This is a genomic window from Peribacillus glennii, assembly GCF_003429105.1.
GTDB classification, from domain to species: Bacteria; Bacillota; Bacilli; order Bacillales; family DSM-1321; genus Peribacillus; species Peribacillus glennii.
Genome location: NZ_QVTD01000003.1, coordinates 1,279,218 through 1,295,189, shown reverse-complemented (window position 1 = coordinate 1,295,189; position 15,972 = coordinate 1,279,218). Strand labels below are relative to the sequence as shown.

Below are 15,972 nucleotides of genomic sequence, written 5' to 3'. Positions count from 1 at the left end.
TTCAAAGTCGCCTCGAACCATAAGCATCGCAGGATGTGGCGACATCAGTGTTCGTCATACGACGAGGCAGGTTATAGTTCACGATCATTGGTATATGGGCGCTTCCGCATTTATTATAGGGAGGTGAAAGTAATGACAGAAGAAAATAAAAATGAAAACATTGCTGAAAATGAAAAAGTTGAAGAAACCGAAGCAGAAGCCATTTTTGCTGAGGGCGATGATATAGAAGAGGGCTCTTCAGAAGAAGCTCGTGATGCTGGCGGGCAGGATCCGGCACAGGTGAAAATTGCTGAGCTAGAGGCGAAGGTTGAAGAAATGGAGAACCGTTACCTCAGACTTCAGGCGGATTTTGACAACACCAGGCGCCGGGCAAGATTGGATCTGGAAGCGGCCAGGAAATACAGGGCACAGGATTTAGCATCTGACCTGTTGCAAGCTCTGGATAATTTTGAAAGAGCAATTAAAATTGAAGCTGACAATGAACAAACGAAGTCTTTGCTTCACGGCATGGACATGGTTTATAAAGGCTTGCTTGATGCCTTGAAGAAAGAAGGCATCGAACCTATCGAAGCTATTGGGAAAGAATTTGATCCACATATGCACCAGGCTGTGATGCAGGTCCAGGATGAGAATTTTGAATCGAATGTTGTTGTAGAAGAATTTCAAAAGGGATACATGCTAAAAGACCGTGTGCTCCGCCCTGCGATGGTGAAAGTGAACGAATGATCACTACATAAATAAATTGGAGGTAAGAAATAGATGAGCAAGATTATCGGTATAGACTTAGGTACAACTAACTCTTGTGTTGCTGTATTGGAAGGCGGAGAGCCAAAAGTAATTCCGAATCCGGAAGGAAACCGCACCACTCCATCTGTCGTTGCATTCAAGAACGGCGAACGGCAGGTTGGCGAGGTTGCGAAACGCCAGGCGATCACGAACCCCAACACAATCATTTCGATTAAACGCCATATGGGGACAGACCATAAAGTCGAGGTGGAAGGGAAAGAATATTCACCTCAAGAAGTTTCTGCCATCATCCTGCAATATTTAAAATCCTATGCAGAGGAATACCTTGGAGAGAAGGTAACGAAAGCAGTGATCACTGTTCCTGCTTATTTCAATGACGCGGAACGCCAGGCAACTAAGGACGCGGGGCAAATTGCAGGCCTTGAAGTAGAGCGTATCATCAATGAACCGACTGCAGCTGCTTTGGCTTATGGATTGGATAAAACGGATGAAGACCAGACGATCCTTGTATTCGACCTTGGGGGCGGTACCTTTGACGTTTCCATCATGGAACTTGGTGACGGGGTATTCGAAGTAAAAGCTACAGCCGGGGACAATAGGCTTGGAGGGGACGACTTTGACCAGGTCATCATCGATTATCTTGTAGCAGAGTTCAAAAAGGATAATGGCATCGATCTTGCAAAAGACAAAATGGCCCTTCAACGCTTGAAAGACGCTGCTGAAAAAGCGAAGAAAGACCTTTCCGGTGTAACTTCCACTCAAGTTTCCCTGCCTTTCATCACAGCAGGTGAAGCGGGTCCGCTACACTTGGAAGTAACTTTGACAAGAGCTAAATTCGACGAACTTTCCGCAGGGCTTGTTGAGCGGACAATGGGTCCGACACGCCAGGCGTTAAGAGATGCCGGTATTTCACCTTCAGAAATTGATAAAGTTATTCTTGTCGGTGGTTCAACACGTATTCCAGCCGTACAGGAAGCAATTCGCAAAGAAATTGGAAAAGAACCTCATAGAGGCGTGAACCCGGATGAAGTAGTGGCCATGGGTGCTTCCATCCAGGGCGGTGTGCTCACAGGAGACGTTAAAGACGTAGTTCTGCTTGACGTAACACCACTTTCACTAGGCATTGAGACTATGGGCGGTGTATTCACTAAGTTGATTGACCGCAATACTACAATACCAACAAGCAAGTCACAGGTGTTCTCAACTGCAGCCGACAACCAAACTGCGGTAGATATCCATGTACTTCAAGGAGAACGCCCGATGTCAGCGGACAACAAAACGCTTGGCCGTTTCCAATTGAGCGACATTCCGCCGGCACCTAGAGGCATTCCGCAGATTGAAGTGACATTCGATATTGACAAGAACGGTATCGTAAATGTGCGTGCCAAGGACCTTGGAACCAACAAGGAACAGGCAATCACAATCAAGTCTTCATCAGGCCTCTCCGATGAGGAAATCGATCGCATGGTACGTGAAGCGGAAGAAAACGCCGAAACTGATAAAGCGCGCAAGGAAGAAGTGGAACTTCGCAATGAGGCTGACCAGCTTGTATTCACAACCGACAAGACTTTAAAGGATCTTGAAGGAAAAGTGGATGAAGCTGAAGTGGCAAAAGCGAATGAGGCGAAAGATGCCCTTAAAGCCGCTATCGAGAAAAACGATATCAACGAGATTCGTGAAAAGAAAGATGCCCTTAACGAAATCGTCCAGAACCTTACTGTGAAGCTTTATGAAGAAGCTGCAAAAGCCCAGCAGGGAGGCGCTGGGGCCGAACAGGGTAAAAATGATGACAATGTCGTTGACGCTGACTACACTGAAGTAAATGATGACGACCAAAAATAATACAACAGCGTAACCCATTTCACCAAAAGTCAAAGTCAGGTTATCTTGGCTTTGGCTTTTTTTCTGCAATCCGTTTGCCTTTTTACCTTGTTCTCACCAGCAGGACAACGTTCTTTCTATTGCACCTTAAGGTTCAAAAATGATATTATTATCTTTATGTGAAACGATTCGGGAGTGGATTAACAATGAGTAAACGCGATTATTATGAAGTGCTGGGTGTATCCAAAAGCGCTTCTAAAGATGAGATAAAAAAAGCATATCGTAAGCTCTCCAAAAAATATCACCCTGATATTAACAAGGAAGCCGATGCAGCTGATAAATTCAAGGAAATAACGGAAGCATATGAAGTATTAAGCGATGATCAAAAGAAAGCCCATTATGACCAGTTTGGCCATGCCGACCCAAACCAGGGCTTTGGCGGCGGCCAGGATTTTGGCGGTTTTGGCGGGTTTGAAGATATCTTCAGCACCTTCTTTGGCGGAGGCGGCAGAAGAAGGGATCCAAATGCTCCGCGCCAGGGTGCCGACCTTCAATACACCATGACTCTTTCTTTTGAAGAAGCTGTATTTGGGAAAGAAACTGAAATCGAGATTCCGCGTGAAGAGGAATGCGGAACCTGTAAAGGTACAGGAGCAAAGCCAGGCACAAAAGTGAACACTTGCTCACACTGTCACGGAACCGGGCAAATCAGCGTTGAACAAAATACTCCGCTGGGCCGGATTGTCAATAGACGGCCATGCCACCACTGCCAGGGAACAGGAAAAATCATTCCTGAAAAATGCTCAACATGCAGCGGTACAGGAAAGGTTAGAAAGCGCAAGAAAATTCAGGTCAAGGTTCCTGCGGGTATCGATGACGGCCAGCAGCTGCGTGTATCCGGACAGGGTGAACCGGGAATTAACGGCGGGCCGGCGGGAGATTTATATGTCGTATTCCATGTCCGCTCCCATGAATTTTTTGAGCGCGATGGGGATGACGTTTATTGCGAAATGCCGATCACTTTTGCCCAGGCAGCGCTGGGAGATGAAATAGAAGTGCCGACCCTGCATGGTAAAGTGAAACTGAAAGTGCCTGCCGGAACCCAGACAGGAACTCGATTCCGTCTGAAAGGAAAAGGCGTGCCAAATGTCAGGGGCTATGGCCAGGGAGATCAGCACATAGTGATACTCGTAGTGACGCCAAGAAAATTAACGGATAAACAAAAGCAGCTGCTTAGGGAATTTGCGGACATAAGCGGACAAATTGCCCCCGATGAACAAGAAGAAAGCTTTTTCGCAAAAGTAAAGCGGGCTTTTAAAGGTGATTAATAGAAACAGGAGTGGTAGAAAATGAAGTGGTCTGAAATTGCAATCCATACAACAAACGAAGCGGTGGAACCCGTCTCCAACATTTTGCACGAGGCGGGTGCGAGTGGAGTTGTCATTGAAGACCCGCATGATCTCCATAAAGAGCGTGAAAATGTCTTTGGGGAAATCTATCAGTTAAATCCTGCCGACTACCCGGATGAAGGTGTTATTGTAAAAGCCTATTTGCCGGTCAATAGTTTTCTTGGAGAAACGGTCGATGCGATTAAGGAAGCAATTAACAATCTGCTTCTATTTGATATCGACCTTGGCCGCAATGCGGTATCGATCAGTGAAGTAAATGAAGAAGAATGGGCGACCGCCTGGAAAAAATATTATAATCCCGTAAAAATTTCGGAGCGCTTTACCATCGTGCCTACCTGGGAAGATTACGAGCCGGTTTCAAGCGATGAACTAATTATCGAATTGGATCCAGGAATGGCTTTTGGCACAGGGACCCACCCAACAACCGTGATGTGTATCCAGGCCTTGGAACGTAAGGTGAAACCAGGTGACACAGTGGTAGATGTCGGGACCGGTTCAGGAGTCCTAAGCATAGCAGCAGCCTTGTTGCAAGCTAAAACCGTAACAGCCCTCGACCTTGATGAAGTGGCGGTTGCTTCCGCTAAAATCAATGTTAAGCTCAATAAAGTACAAGATGTTGTTTCTGTGTCGCAAAACAATTTATTGGATGGGGTTGATGGAGCGGCAGACGTGGTAGTTGCCAATATCCTTGCTGAAGTTATTGTCCGTTTTACCGATGACGTGGCAAAGGTCGTTAGCCCAGGGGGTTACTTCATTGCTTCCGGCATCATCGGGCAAAAGAAACAGGAAGTGAAGGATGCCATCATTGCTTCCGGTTTTTCGATTGAAGAAACCATCCTTATGGAAGATTGGGTTGCCCTTATAGCGAAGCGTAACCACTAAAACAACCAAGGCGCTCATTATCATGCATAATGATGCGCCATTTTTCCCTCAATACATCTAAAAAGCAGGTGCCAATCGTGCAGCGATATTTTTTGCAGGAAAATGATGTTCAGGAGAATTCCATCAGAATTACAGGTGAGGATTACCATCACATTACCAGGGTGATGAGGATGGAGCCGGGCGACAAATTGATCTGTGTGAAAAAGAACGGACAGGCCGCACTGTGTGAAATTACAGAAATTGTTAATGAAACTGTAGTTGGAACAGTTATAGAATGGATGAATGATAATAATGAACTGCCGGTAAGGGTAGCGATTGCGAGCGGGCTGCCTAAAGGGGATAAATTGGAATATATCGTTCAAAAAGGGACGGAACTTGGCGCACACGAATTTATCCCTTTTATTGCTGCCCGTTCTATTGTGAAATGGGATCAAAAAAAAGCTGCGAAGAAAACGGAACGCCTTGAGAAAATTGCAAAGGAAGCTGCTGAGCAATCCCATAGAACCATAATTCCTGATGTTTCAGATCCTAAAACATTGGCGGATTTGCTCACTTGCTCAAAGGAATTTGACTTTAAGCTGATCGCTTATGAAGAAGAAGCAAAAAGAGGGGAAACCGGTGCCCTTGCATCAGTGCTGAGTGAATTAAAGCCGGGGCAGTCTCTTCTCTTTGTCTTCGGGCCTGAAGGCGGCCTTACCCAAGGTGAAATAGAAAAGCTTATCGAAGCAGGGTTTCTGGCTTGCGGGCTTGGACCTAGAATATTACGGACAGAAACAGCCCCGCTTTATGCGTTAAGTGCTGTTTCCTATCAATTAGAATTATTGGGGTGATTGAACATGGCAACTGTAGCTTTCCATACATTAGGCTGTAAAGTAAACCATTACGAAACCGAAGCGATTTGGCAGCTGTTCAAATCCGAGGGATATGAACGTACGGATTTTGAATCTGCAGCTGATGTGTATGTTATCAATACATGTACCGTTACAAATACAGGGGACAAAAAGAGCCGCCAGGTAATACGGCGTGCGATCCGTAAAAACCCTGATGCTGTCATTACGGTTACCGGGTGTTATGCACAAACATCACCGGCAGAGATAATGGCTATTCCTGGTGTTGATATTGTAGTAGGTACTCAGGACCGCACAAAAATGCTCGGATACATTGAGCAATATAAGCGGGAACGCCAGCCGATTAACGGTGTAGGGAACATCATGAAAACGCGCGTCTATGAGGAGCTTGACGTGCCGGCATTTACCGATCGCACACGGGCTTCGCTGAAAATTCAGGAAGGCTGCAATAACTTTTGTACTTTCTGCATTATTCCTTGGGCTCGCGGCCTGATGAGGTCACGTGATCCTCAGGAAGTAATCCGCCAGGCGCAGCAGCTTGTCGATGCGGGATACAAAGAAATCGTCCTCACCGGGATCCACACAGGCGGTTATGGGGAAGATATGAAAGATTATAATCTTGCTATGCTCCTTCGTGATTTGGAAGAACAAGTCACAGGGGTAAAGCGAATCCGGATTTCTTCGATTGAAGCGAGCCAGATTACCGACGAGGTCATTGAAGTACTTGCTAAATCGGAAAAGGTTGTCCGTCATCTCCATATTCCGATTCAATCCGGTTCTGATACTGTTTTGAAGAGGATGAGAAGAAAATATACCATGGAATTCTTCGCTGACCGTTTAATCAAGCTTAAAAAGGCGCTTCCAGGACTGGCCATTACATCCGATGTCATTGTCGGCTTCCCTGGAGAAACGGAAGAGGAATTCATGGACACCTACCATTTCATTAAAGAACATAAGTTTTCCGAGCTGCACGTTTTCCCTTACTCGAAGCGTACAGGCACGCCCGCTGCAAGAATGGAAGACCAGGTAGATGAAGAAGTGAAAAACGTGCGGGTCCATCGCCTTATCTCCCTTTCCGATCAGCTTGCAAAAGAATATGCTTCTGCTTTCGAGGGAGAGGTTTTGGAAGTGATACCTGAAGAACGCTTTGATCAAGAACCGGAAAGCGGCTTGTTTGTAGGGTATACTGATAATTATTTAAAGGTCGTTTTCCCTGCCAATGAAGAAATGGTTGGTGAAATCGTCAAGGTTAAAATCACAAAGGCTGGTTATCCGTATAATGAAGGACAATTTGTAACTGTCGTAAAAGATGAACGTGAATTTAAGGCAGCCGTTAACGGGTAATGGTGTATGAATGGGGCAGCGGCAGATTAAGCCGCTGCCTTTTACCATACCAGGGCATAATTGCCACCGGATAAGCAGATAACTAGAATATCAATGTTTAAAGGCTCGTATTGGCTTGATAAACGTGATAGTATGAACAAGGTATTTATACGTAGTTCCGGTTTGAAAGGAGATAATAAAATATGGTGAATAATGTAGCTGGTTTCATTGACCACACCTTGCTAAAAGCCGATGCGACAAAAGAGCAAATCAAGGTACTTTGTGAAGAGGCAAGCGAATATAAATTTGCTTCCGTCTGCGTGAATCCGACATGGGTGAAATATGCGAGTGAACTGCTGAAAGGTTCAGGAGTTAAGGTTTGTACTGTCATTGGATTCCCGTTAGGGGCAAACACTCCGGAAACGAAAGCGTTCGAAGTCAGGAATGCAATTGAAAACGGGGCCAATGAAGTGGATATGGTAATCAATATCGGTGCTGTCAAGGACAGGGATGATGAGCTTGTCGAAAGGGACATCCGTGCTGTTGTAGAAGCGGCAAAGGGAAAAGCCCTCACGAAGGTCATCATTGAGACCTCTCTTTTGACAGAAGAAGAAAAAGTCCGCGCGTGTGAGCTTTCTGTAAAGGCGGGTTCTGATTACGTGAAGACTTCAACCGGCTTCTCTACTGGAGGTGCTACTGCTGAAGACGTAGCGCTAATGAGAAAAACAGTCGGCCCTGACATCGGCGTGAAGGCTTCCGGGGGAGTACGCAATGCTGAAGATGCCCAAAAAGTAATCGAAGCAGGTGCAACCAGAATCGGTGCCAGCGCAGGAGTCTCCATCGTAAAAGGTTTGACAGCAGATTCCGATTATTAATCTTCTTTTTTCACGGTTTTCGGCTGGAAGCCGGCCCATGAAGAAAAAAGATGAACTTTGAAAATCGGCCGGAAAAAGGCAGAACTACCATCGATGTGATGACATTGAATAAAACGCCGGCGTGTGCCAGTTGAACCGCTTTATCAGCGGTAAAAAAAGCGGCCGAGCTTTCGAGCAGCCGAATCAAAGGAATAAACGCCAGCACCCCGAGAACATTCAGCCAGACATGGGCATAGGCTGTAAATCGGGCCTCATCCCCGGATCCGATGCTGGCCATATATCCGGTAATGCATGTACCGATATTGGATCCCAGCATGATTGCGATTCCTGTGGATACAGTTAATTCCCCGCCAGCTAAAAAGCTCATGGCAATGCCGATGGTTGCTGAACTGGAATGAATGAGCGCAGTAAAGACCATGCCTGTTAGAATCGCAATAAATAAGTGGTTTTCCATGCTTTGTATCAGAGTATCGGTTATTGAAAAATCCGAGATCGGTCCTGCGAGCTGCTTAAAACCATTCATAGCCGTGAAAATGGCGGCCAGCCCCATTATTGCGGTCCCTATGCTCTTACTAACAACCCTTGGGATTAGCCATAGGGCCGCACCTGTGACCGCTCCGGGAACGATTAATGTTTCCAGGGAAAACGTCATGAATTCAGCAGTTAAAGTGGAACCGATGTTGGAACCCAGGATGATTCCGATCGTCTGAGGAAAACCCAGACTGCCTGCTGAAACAAGACCCACCGTCATTACCATTACCGCCGAACTGCTTTGGAGAAGGCCGGTAATGAAAGTTCCGGTGACAAATCCCTTCCAAGGTGTATTTGTTACCTGAGAGAGAACAGCCTTTAACGGCTCGCCGGAGAGGTTGAATAAGCCGATACGCAGTAAAGCCATTCCTGATAGAAAAATACATATATAGATAGCAAAAAAAAGAAGCTCGCGCATAATGATTCCCCCTTTTTTCATCTTATGGAAAGTATAGGGGTAACATGTCTGTTATCGCGGGCAAGCTCATAAAGGAACATTTTGAAGATAGGGACATTTCAGCTTTTGAGTCTTCTTTTAATGCATCCATGCCAATTCCCCGCCTTCATAAAAGGCTCGCTGATTGGCAAGTTTTCTTACTTATTTAGTTGACCCGCCATAGTGCATATATTATACTATTTAAGTACATGTTTTACATGTTGCCAACTTTGAGTTAGTGTGTTGTTTTCGGAGGGAGGGAAAGAGATGTCTAAAACCGTCGTTCGTAAAAACGAATCGCTTGAAGATGCTCTTCGTCGTTTCAAACGTACTGTATCTAAAGCAGGATCGCTTCAGGAAGCAAGAAAGCGTGAATTCTATGAAAAGCCAAGCGTTAAACGTAAGAAGAAGTCTGAAGCTGCAAGAAAACGTAAATTCTAATAGAGGGTGGAATAATGAGTCTACTCGCGCGTTTAAATAATGATATGAAACAAGCGATGAAGAACAAGGAAAAGGACAGACTCTCTGTTATCCGTATGCTCAAAGCCTCCCTTCAAAATGAAGGGATCAAGGCTGGCAGGCAGGAATTGACAGAAGAGGAAGAATTGACAGTACTTTCTCGCGAATTAAAACAACGCAAAGACTCCCTCCAAGAGTTTGAAAATGCTGGTAGAACAGATCTCGTGGAAAAAATACGTACCGAACTTGGCTACGTTGAGGTATATCTACCGGAGCAGCTCTCAGAAGAGGAAATTAATAAAATCATCAAACAAACGATCGAAGAAGTAAATGCTACTTCGAAAGCTGATATGGGGAGAGTTATGGCAGCCTTGATGCCGCAGGTAAAAGGCAAGGCAGACGGCTCCGTAGTCAACAAATTAGTACAACAACATCTATCCTAAACTCGAAACCTAAACCGCAGGCATCCATATTGCTTGCGGTTTTTCACATGGCAGATAAGTAAGAAAATACCATCCTGAGTGGAAAAGCGGAACATAGGGTAAGTGGACTGCATCTGTAGCAACACCTGTCAGACCTAACTCCTGTGAGCCTGACTGCGCCACTGCTTTCGCCTTAAGATAGGCCAGCGGGTCGACGGGTAGTGTAATAATTCACATAATTGATTTTAAAATCTTTGTTTTTATGAAACTTTCTGGATGTAGCTGCGTAAGAAAAGATAGAATGGGTAAGAAGGCCGAAAGGAGGAATCCCGTTTGCGACTTTGGCACTCAGCCTTTGTTTTGATACTTACGATGTTTGCTTTTGCGCTGTTTCCTCAATATAGTTCGGCAAAGAGTGAAACAGTCTATATTGTACCGGTTGAAGATACGGTAGAAAACGGGCTATATGCTTTCTTAAAAAGAGCATTGAAAACAGCGGAGAGCAATAAAGCGGACCTGGTCATACTTGATATCAATACGCCTGGCGGTGCGGTTGATGCTGCAGGGAAGATCGGGAAGCTCATCAGTGAAACACCGATAAGGACCGCAGCCTTCGTAAACAATCGTGCACTGTCCGCCGGCGCTTATATTTCATTAAATGCCGATGAGATTTACATGGTCCCAAATGCGACAATGGGTTCAGCCGCAGTCATTGATTCATCAGGCAATATGGCCGAAAAAAAAGCGCAATCCTATTGGGTCGCAGCGATGGAAACAGCAGCTGAACAAAACGGGCGTGATCCGAGGTATGCGAGGGCAATGGCTCAGGAAGGGGTGAACCTTCCGGAGTTCGAGGCAAAAAAAGGAAGCCTCCTCACCTTGACCGCTGCAGAAGCCGAACGGGCAGGCTATAGTGAAGGCACTGTAGCCGGACGTGCAGTGCTGCTAAAAGAATTTGGCCTTGAAGATGCCGATATTCGGCATGTAAACGAAACGTTTTCCGAAAAGCTGGCCCGTTTATTAACCAGCCCTTTCGTTGTCCCGCTCCTTCTAACAATCGCCGCTGTAGGGCTTGTGATTGAAGTATTCTCTCCGGGCTTCGGCATCCCCGGCCTGGCTGGAATCACAGCATTGATCCTATTTTTCTACGGCCATCTTGTTGCGGGGCTTGCTGGATATGAAACAGTTGCGTTGTTTGTGATCGGGATGTTCCTTATTGTCCTTGAGTTTTTCCTCCCCGGGGGCATTACCGGGGTGCTTGGATTGGTTGCTGTAATAGCAAGCTTGTTCATGGCTTCAGGGAATGTTGTGAACATGGCCCTTTCCATTTTCATTGCGCTTACAGCCTCAATTTTGGTTTCTATCCTATTCGTAAAGGTGTTTAGAAGGAAAATGAATTTTTTTAAGAAGATTATATTAACAGATTCAACGAATACAGAAAAAGGCTATGTGTCGAATCAGAACCGCTTGGAGCTTATGGGAAAACAGGGCCGTGCCCTGACTGATTTAAGGCCGTCCGGGACTGCCCTCATTGACGAGGAACGGGTGGATGTAGTCACAGAGGGGAGCTTTATCACCAAGGGTTCCCTTGTGAGGGTGATTAAGGCAGAAGGGTCGCGTATTGTCGTAAGAGAAGTGAACGAATAAATGGCAATGGAGGAATGGGAATGGAATTTGCTTCAGGAACTATACTATTAATTTTGGCTATTATCGCGGGTATTATCGTACTTGCTGTTTTTTTGACATTTGTACCGGTTATGCTCTGGATTTCCGCACTTGCCGCAGGCGTAAGGGTGAGCATTTTTACACTGGTCGGTATGAGGTTGAGGCGTGTCATCCCAAACCGTGTGGTAAATCCGCTTATTAAGGCCCATAAGGCCGGTCTGGATGTTACAACAAACCAGCTCGAGAGCCACTACCTTGCTGGCGGGAATGTTGACCGTGTCGTCAACGCGCTCATTGCAGCACAGCGAGCCAATATCGAGCTCTCCTTCGAAAGAAGTGCGGCCATCGATCTTGCGGGCAGGGATGTTTTGCAGGCCGTACAAATGAGCGTAAATCCTAAAGTCATTGAGACACCTTTCATTGCAGGTGTGGCCATGGATGGCATCGAGGTAAAGGCGAAGGCGAGAATCACTGTGCGTGCGAATATTGACCGGCTGGTAGGCGGGGCAGGAGAAGAAACGGTCATTGCCCGTGTTGGCGAAGGAATCGTATCGACAATCGGTTCATCCGAAAATCATAAAAAGGTACTTGAAAATCCCGACATGATATCCAGGACTGTTTTATCTAAGGGATTGGATGCAGGTACTGCTTTTGAAATCCTCTCGATTGATATCGCGGACGTAGATATCGGCAAGAATATTGGAGCGATCCTCCAGACGGACCAGGCGGAAGCTGATAAAAAGATCGCCCAGGCTAAAGCCGAGGAGCGCCGTGCAATGGCTGTGGCACAGGAACAGGAAATGGTGGCGCGCGTCCAGGAAATGAGGGCGAAGGTTGTGGAAGCTGAAGCCGAAGTGCCATTAGCTATGGCAGAGGCGTTGAAAGAAGGAAATATCGGAGTCATGGACTATATGAATATTCAAAATATCTCCGCTGATACAGAAATGCGCGATTCCATCGGCAAGATATCAAAAGATCCAAAGGATAATAAATAATGGATCAGCCAGATCTCCGAAAGGGGGAGTTGGATGGACTTTTTATTTGATTTATTAATAAGTAATCTACCCGTTATTATAATAGTTATTGGTGTCCTCTCATCCGTTATAGGGAAATGGGGGGCATCCAGAACAGAACAGACAGAAAAGAGAAAAAAGATACCGGAGATTCTTAAAGAAGCCTGGGAAGAAAATTATCCGGAAAAAAAATCAACAGAAAAAAAGCCACAACGCCAGCAAGATGACGTTAAACAATCCCGCAGCCATTTGGAAAAGGCGGTCGGTGATATCGAGGCCAAGCTGCACCAAGCGAGAGAATCAATGCTCCCTGACCATGCAAAACACCAATCAGTGGTGTTTCACAAAGTGGCAGAGGAAAACAAAATACCTATCGAACAAACGGATCTGCGCTTTGACAGGCAAAAACTTATGGACGGCATCATCATGGCGGAGGTCCTTGGCCCGCCGAAATCAAAGCAGAGAAGAAGAAGATAGCGTGAAGCTCTGCGGTCTACGGAAAAAACTGTGCTAGAACCCCCTTTCATTTCATACATTTGAGATGAAAGGGGGTTCTTTTTTATGGCACCTAAATGGGGGCAAAACATTAAAAATCTGCTCGTCAAAACCATGGACCTTCCGCAAGATGTCATGATGGACCTGCCGAGAATCACATTGATCGGACAATTGCATATATATATTGAAAACCATAGAGGATTGCTTACTTTTACTGATACGGAGGTGCGGCTTATGTTAAAAAAGGGCCAGCTTCTAATAAAGGGGAATGAATTTGTCATCAAAACAATCTTGCCTGAAGAAATCATGCTGCAGGGGAGAATAGACCAGGTTTATTTTATTAAAGAGTGATACCGGGAGGAAACCGATGAAGAATCAATGGACAAACTTCTATACGGGATATGTAATAGTGAAGGCAAACGGAAAGGGAACCGAGAGGCTGATCAACGCTCTGCTAAAAAAAGGCATCCCTATATGGGATGTTAAGCGCGCGGGAACCGACTCCCTTGTATTCTGCATCGACCTGAAAGAGGTTCCGAAACTTCGCGAGACAGTCAGGAGCAGTGATTGTAAAGTGACTTTCATAAGCGGGAAAGGTGGGCCGTTCCTGCTGAGGAGGTTGCTGAAAAACAGCGGCTTCTTGGCAGGCAGCCTTGCATTTCTGGTCTGCCTCTTCGTACTTTCGAATATGGTATGGGGCATAGAGATACATAACGCCAATCCGGAAACGGAATATGCCATACGAAAAGAATTAGACAAAATGGGTGTGAAAATTGGAAAAGTCCAGTTCCTGCTTGACGATGTCGATACGATCCAGCGGAAACTTTCCGATAATGTGAGCGCCTTGACCTGGATAGGTGTGGAATTAAAAGGGACAACCTACCATTTCCAGGTTGTTGAGAAAAAGCAGCCAAAGGCCGAAAAAAAGCTGTCGCCACAAAATCTGGTGGCCAAGAAAAAAGCTACTATTGCTGATATGTTCGTTGAAAAGGGACAACCTATGATTAAAGTTAACGATAATGTATACAAGGGGCAGCTCCTTGTATCAGGAATAATTGGAAAAGAAGACACCCCTAAAGTTGTGTCAGCGAGAGGTGTTATATTGGGCGAGACGTGGTATAACTCTACTATTGAAGTCCCGTTGAAATCCAACTTCTCTGTTTTTAATGGTGATGAAATGACAAAGCATTTTTTATCAATCGGAAATTTTTCCCTTCCTATCTGGGGCTTTAAAGATCCAGGGTACAAGCATTTTGAGAAAGATACGACAGTAAGGCCGTTCCACTTTCTGAAATGGGAACTTCCGATAGGCTATAAGACGGAGACCAAACGAAGTAAAGAGGATATCGTGAGGGAATACACCCCGGCGCAAGCCCATAAGGAAGCGGCCAAGATGGGCAGGGCCGATCTTAAAAAACAATTGCCGGCTGATGCAGAAATAAAAAAAGAAAAAATTTTACACACAACCAATCAGAATGGTAAAGTTAAATTAATCATTCTCTACCAGGTTATTGAAAATATTGCGGCCGGACAACCGATCATCCAAGGAGACTAACGAATGCCAGAAGACCTAAAAGTGATAAATCTAGAACTTGAATCGCCAAATGAAGCGCTCGCCCTATTGGGGAATGCTGATTCCAATGTAAAAGTACTTGAGGAAGAACTGAATGTGTCAATTATTACCCGGGGTGGGGGGATATCCGTTGCAGGTGAGCTGGAAAATGCGGCACATGCAGAAAATATCCTAAAAGAACTGCTTACTGTCATCAGAAAAGGGATTAATATCAGTTCCCGCGATGTTGTGTACGCAATAGAACTTTCCAAAAAGGGAACCCTGGAATACTTCCATGAACTATACGAAGAAGAAATCGCTAAAACGGCCAAGGGAAAATCAATACGTGTCAAGACTCTCGGCCAGCGCCAATATATATCGGCAATCAGGAAGAACGACCTTGTTTTCGGCATAGGTCCTGCCGGGACAGGAAAGACCTATTTAGCAGTGGTCATGGCCATAAATGCATTGAAAAATGGCCAGGTAAAGCGGATTATCCTGACAAGGCCTGCGGTGGAAGCGGGAGAAAGCCTCGGTTTCCTTCCCGGTGACTTAAAGGAGAAAGTTGACCCGTATTTAAGGCCGCTTTATGATGCACTGCATGACTTGATGGGCATGGAGCATACCCAAAGGCTGATCGAAAGGGGAACGATTGAAATCGCACCCTTGGCATACATGAGGGGAAGAACTCTCGACGACGCCTTTGTCATCCTGGATGAAGCCCAAAACACTACCCAGGCCCAGATGAAAATGTTTCTGACCCGGCTTGGTTTTGGTTCAAATATGGTTATTACCGGCGACCAATCACAAATCGATTTGCCAAAGGGCGTAAAGTCAGGACTGATAGCTGCAGCCGATATCCTAAAGGGTGTACCCGGCCTTTCGTTTATTTATCTGGAACAAAGCGACGTAGTCAGGCATCCTCTTGTGGCGAAAATTATTTCAGCTTATGAAAAAACAAATGAATAATAATTCTTCAAAATCCGCTCATCCGGGCGGATTTTTCTTCTGCATGCATAATCAGGATGAAAGTTTCTGAGAAAACTGTTATCATTTTACATAATTAAGCAAAATAATTTTTCTTGTTCTCTTATTATTAATGAGTTTCTTTTGATAATTTTTAGGGTTGTCCAGCTACGCAGCCTTACCCCGCGAATAGGAATTGTTAGAGTCGACTTTGCCCAAGGATGTGGCGTCTTGGTCGGCCTCATCGTCATAAGCCGGCCCGTCCGGGTTTCCGCACGATGTGGTGATGTTAGCGTTCATTACAGGGAGTTGACATGACAGTTTTTATCTGACGATTCTTACTAGGCCGACCGAGGTCTATCTTTTGCTGCTCGGGCTTGTACTGGACGTCACCAAAAAAACAAGATTTTTTGCTGCGATGCGTTTCTCGCAAGCATTCCTCGGGTGATGTCGATGTTTGCGGCAGGACGTGGCAGTGGTTAGTGGGCGATCCCTGGGAATTAGGCGCTTCCGCTTTTTGAAAAGGAG

The 15,972-nt window shown here is 45.6% G+C and carries 16 protein-coding genes; 15 read left to right on the top strand and 1 reads right to left on the bottom strand.

The window, feature by feature from the left end; all coding sequences use genetic code 11:
• The first annotated feature begins 132 nt into the window (after window positions 1-132).
• The 7 genes from grpE to deoC all read left to right on the top strand — a co-directional run bounded on the left by grpE (window position 133) and on the right by deoC (window position 7,905).
• Window positions 133-726: a nucleotide exchange factor GrpE gene (gene grpE / locus D0466_RS07800; protein ID WP_117321936.1), complete on the top strand. Its 594-nt coding sequence runs from the start codon at window positions 133-135 to the stop codon at window positions 724-726.
• A 33-nt stretch (window positions 727-759) separates the two neighbouring features.
• On the top strand, window positions 760-2,589 hold the full coding sequence (dnaK, locus tag D0466_RS07795; RefSeq protein WP_117321935.1) for a molecular chaperone DnaK: 1,830 nt from the start codon (window positions 760-762) through the stop codon (window positions 2,587-2,589).
• Between the two features lie 185 nt (window positions 2,590-2,774).
• A complete protein-coding gene (gene dnaJ, locus D0466_RS07790; RefSeq protein WP_117321934.1) occupies window positions 2,775-3,896 on the top strand; it encodes a molecular chaperone DnaJ in 1,122 nt (373 codons plus the stop codon).
• A 21-nt stretch (window positions 3,897-3,917) separates the two neighbouring features.
• Window positions 3,918-4,859, top strand: coding sequence for a 50S ribosomal protein L11 methyltransferase (prmA, locus tag D0466_RS07785; RefSeq protein ID WP_117321933.1), 942 nt, complete (start codon window positions 3,918-3,920; stop codon window positions 4,857-4,859).
• Between the two features lie 77 nt (window positions 4,860-4,936).
• Window positions 4,937-5,689, top strand: a complete 753-nt coding sequence (locus D0466_RS07780; protein ID WP_117321932.1) for a 16S rRNA (uracil(1498)-N(3))-methyltransferase — start codon at window positions 4,937-4,939, stop codon at window positions 5,687-5,689.
• A gap of 6 nt (window positions 5,690-5,695) precedes the next feature.
• Window positions 5,696-7,051, top strand: a complete 1,356-nt coding sequence (gene mtaB, locus D0466_RS07775; protein WP_117321931.1) for a tRNA (N(6)-L-threonylcarbamoyladenosine(37)-C(2))-methylthiotransferase MtaB — start codon at window positions 5,696-5,698, stop codon at window positions 7,049-7,051.
• A gap of 182 nt (window positions 7,052-7,233) precedes the next feature.
• Entirely contained in the window at window positions 7,234-7,905 is a 672-nt protein-coding gene (deoC, locus tag D0466_RS07770) for a deoxyribose-phosphate aldolase (protein WP_117321930.1), read from the top strand.
• Between the two features lie 10 nt (window positions 7,906-7,915).
• On the opposite strand, the gene D0466_RS07765 is transcribed toward deoC, so the two are convergent.
• Window positions 7,916-8,854 carry a Na/Pi symporter gene (locus D0466_RS07765; protein ID WP_117321929.1) on the bottom strand — a complete coding sequence of 313 codons (939 nt, stop codon included), beginning with the start codon at window positions 8,852-8,854 and terminating at the stop codon, window positions 7,916-7,918.
• A gap of 285 nt (window positions 8,855-9,139) precedes the next feature.
• Here D0466_RS07765 and rpsU point away from each other — a divergent pair, with 285 nt between their 5' ends.
• The 8 genes from rpsU (at window position 9,140) to D0466_RS07725 (ending at window position 15,447) form a co-directional block, all read left to right on the top strand.
• Window positions 9,140-9,313 (top strand): 30S ribosomal protein S21, encoded by a 174-nt coding sequence (rpsU, locus tag D0466_RS07760; RefSeq protein ID WP_028391853.1) that lies wholly within the window; start codon window positions 9,140-9,142, stop codon window positions 9,311-9,313.
• 14 nt (window positions 9,314-9,327) lie between these two features.
• Window positions 9,328-9,774: a GatB/YqeY domain-containing protein gene (locus tag D0466_RS07755; protein WP_117321928.1), complete on the top strand. Its 447-nt coding sequence runs from the start codon at window positions 9,328-9,330 to the stop codon at window positions 9,772-9,774.
• Between the two features lie 312 nt (window positions 9,775-10,086).
• Entirely contained in the window at window positions 10,087-11,400 is a 1,314-nt protein-coding gene (locus D0466_RS07750) for an NfeD family protein (RefSeq protein WP_233522562.1), read from the top strand.
• 20 nt (window positions 11,401-11,420) lie between these two features.
• Entirely contained in the window at window positions 11,421-12,413 is a 993-nt protein-coding gene (gene floA / locus D0466_RS07745) for a flotillin-like protein FloA (RefSeq protein ID WP_117321927.1), read from the top strand.
• Window positions 12,414-12,446: 33 nt separating this feature from the next.
• A complete protein-coding gene (locus tag D0466_RS07740; protein WP_117321926.1) occupies window positions 12,447-12,908 on the top strand; it encodes a hypothetical protein in 462 nt (153 codons plus the stop codon).
• Window positions 12,909-12,992: 84 nt separating this feature from the next.
• Window positions 12,993-13,277, top strand: a complete 285-nt coding sequence (gene yqfC / locus D0466_RS07735) for a sporulation protein YqfC (RefSeq protein WP_117321925.1) — start codon at window positions 12,993-12,995, stop codon at window positions 13,275-13,277.
• Between the two features lie 16 nt (window positions 13,278-13,293).
• Window positions 13,294-14,481, top strand: a complete 1,188-nt coding sequence (yqfD, locus tag D0466_RS07730) for a sporulation protein YqfD (protein ID WP_117321924.1) — start codon at window positions 13,294-13,296, stop codon at window positions 14,479-14,481.
• A gap of 3 nt (window positions 14,482-14,484) precedes the next feature.
• The gene (locus D0466_RS07725) at window positions 14,485-15,447 is read left to right on the top strand and encodes a PhoH family protein (protein WP_117321923.1); all 963 of its coding nucleotides are present in this window, start codon (window positions 14,485-14,487) and stop codon (window positions 15,445-15,447) included.
• The last annotated feature ends 525 nt before the right edge of the window (window positions 15,448-15,972 follow it).

What these genes read in the sequence shown, in the direction of transcription:
- yqfD (WP_117321924.1), top strand. Translation starts at nt 13,294, where the DNA reads ATGAAGAATCAATGGACAAACTTCTATACGGGATATGTAATAGTGAAG.
- D0466_RS07765 (WP_117321929.1), bottom strand. Translation starts at nt 8,854, where the DNA reads ATGCGCGAGCTTCTTTTTTTTGCTATCTATATATGTATTTTTCTATCA.
- yqfC (WP_117321925.1), top strand. Translation starts at nt 12,993, where the DNA reads ATGGCACCTAAATGGGGGCAAAACATTAAAAATCTGCTCGTCAAAACC.
- prmA (WP_117321933.1), top strand. Translation starts at nt 3,918, where the DNA reads ATGAAGTGGTCTGAAATTGCAATCCATACAACAAACGAAGCGGTGGAA.
- dnaK (WP_117321935.1), top strand. Translation starts at nt 760, where the DNA reads ATGAGCAAGATTATCGGTATAGACTTAGGTACAACTAACTCTTGTGTT.
- grpE (WP_117321936.1), top strand. Translation starts at nt 133, where the DNA reads ATGACAGAAGAAAATAAAAATGAAAACATTGCTGAAAATGAAAAAGTT.
- deoC (WP_117321930.1), top strand. Translation starts at nt 7,234, where the DNA reads ATGGTGAATAATGTAGCTGGTTTCATTGACCACACCTTGCTAAAAGCC.
- mtaB (WP_117321931.1), top strand. Translation starts at nt 5,696, where the DNA reads ATGGCAACTGTAGCTTTCCATACATTAGGCTGTAAAGTAAACCATTAC.
- dnaJ (WP_117321934.1), top strand. Translation starts at nt 2,775, where the DNA reads ATGAGTAAACGCGATTATTATGAAGTGCTGGGTGTATCCAAAAGCGCT.
- rpsU (WP_028391853.1), top strand. Translation starts at nt 9,140, where the DNA reads ATGTCTAAAACCGTCGTTCGTAAAAACGAATCGCTTGAAGATGCTCTT.
- D0466_RS07725 (WP_117321923.1), top strand. Translation starts at nt 14,485, where the DNA reads ATGCCAGAAGACCTAAAAGTGATAAATCTAGAACTTGAATCGCCAAAT.
- D0466_RS07740 (WP_117321926.1), top strand. Translation starts at nt 12,447, where the DNA reads ATGGACTTTTTATTTGATTTATTAATAAGTAATCTACCCGTTATTATA.
- D0466_RS07755 (WP_117321928.1), top strand. Translation starts at nt 9,328, where the DNA reads ATGAGTCTACTCGCGCGTTTAAATAATGATATGAAACAAGCGATGAAG.
- floA (WP_117321927.1), top strand. Translation starts at nt 11,421, where the DNA reads ATGGAATTTGCTTCAGGAACTATACTATTAATTTTGGCTATTATCGCG.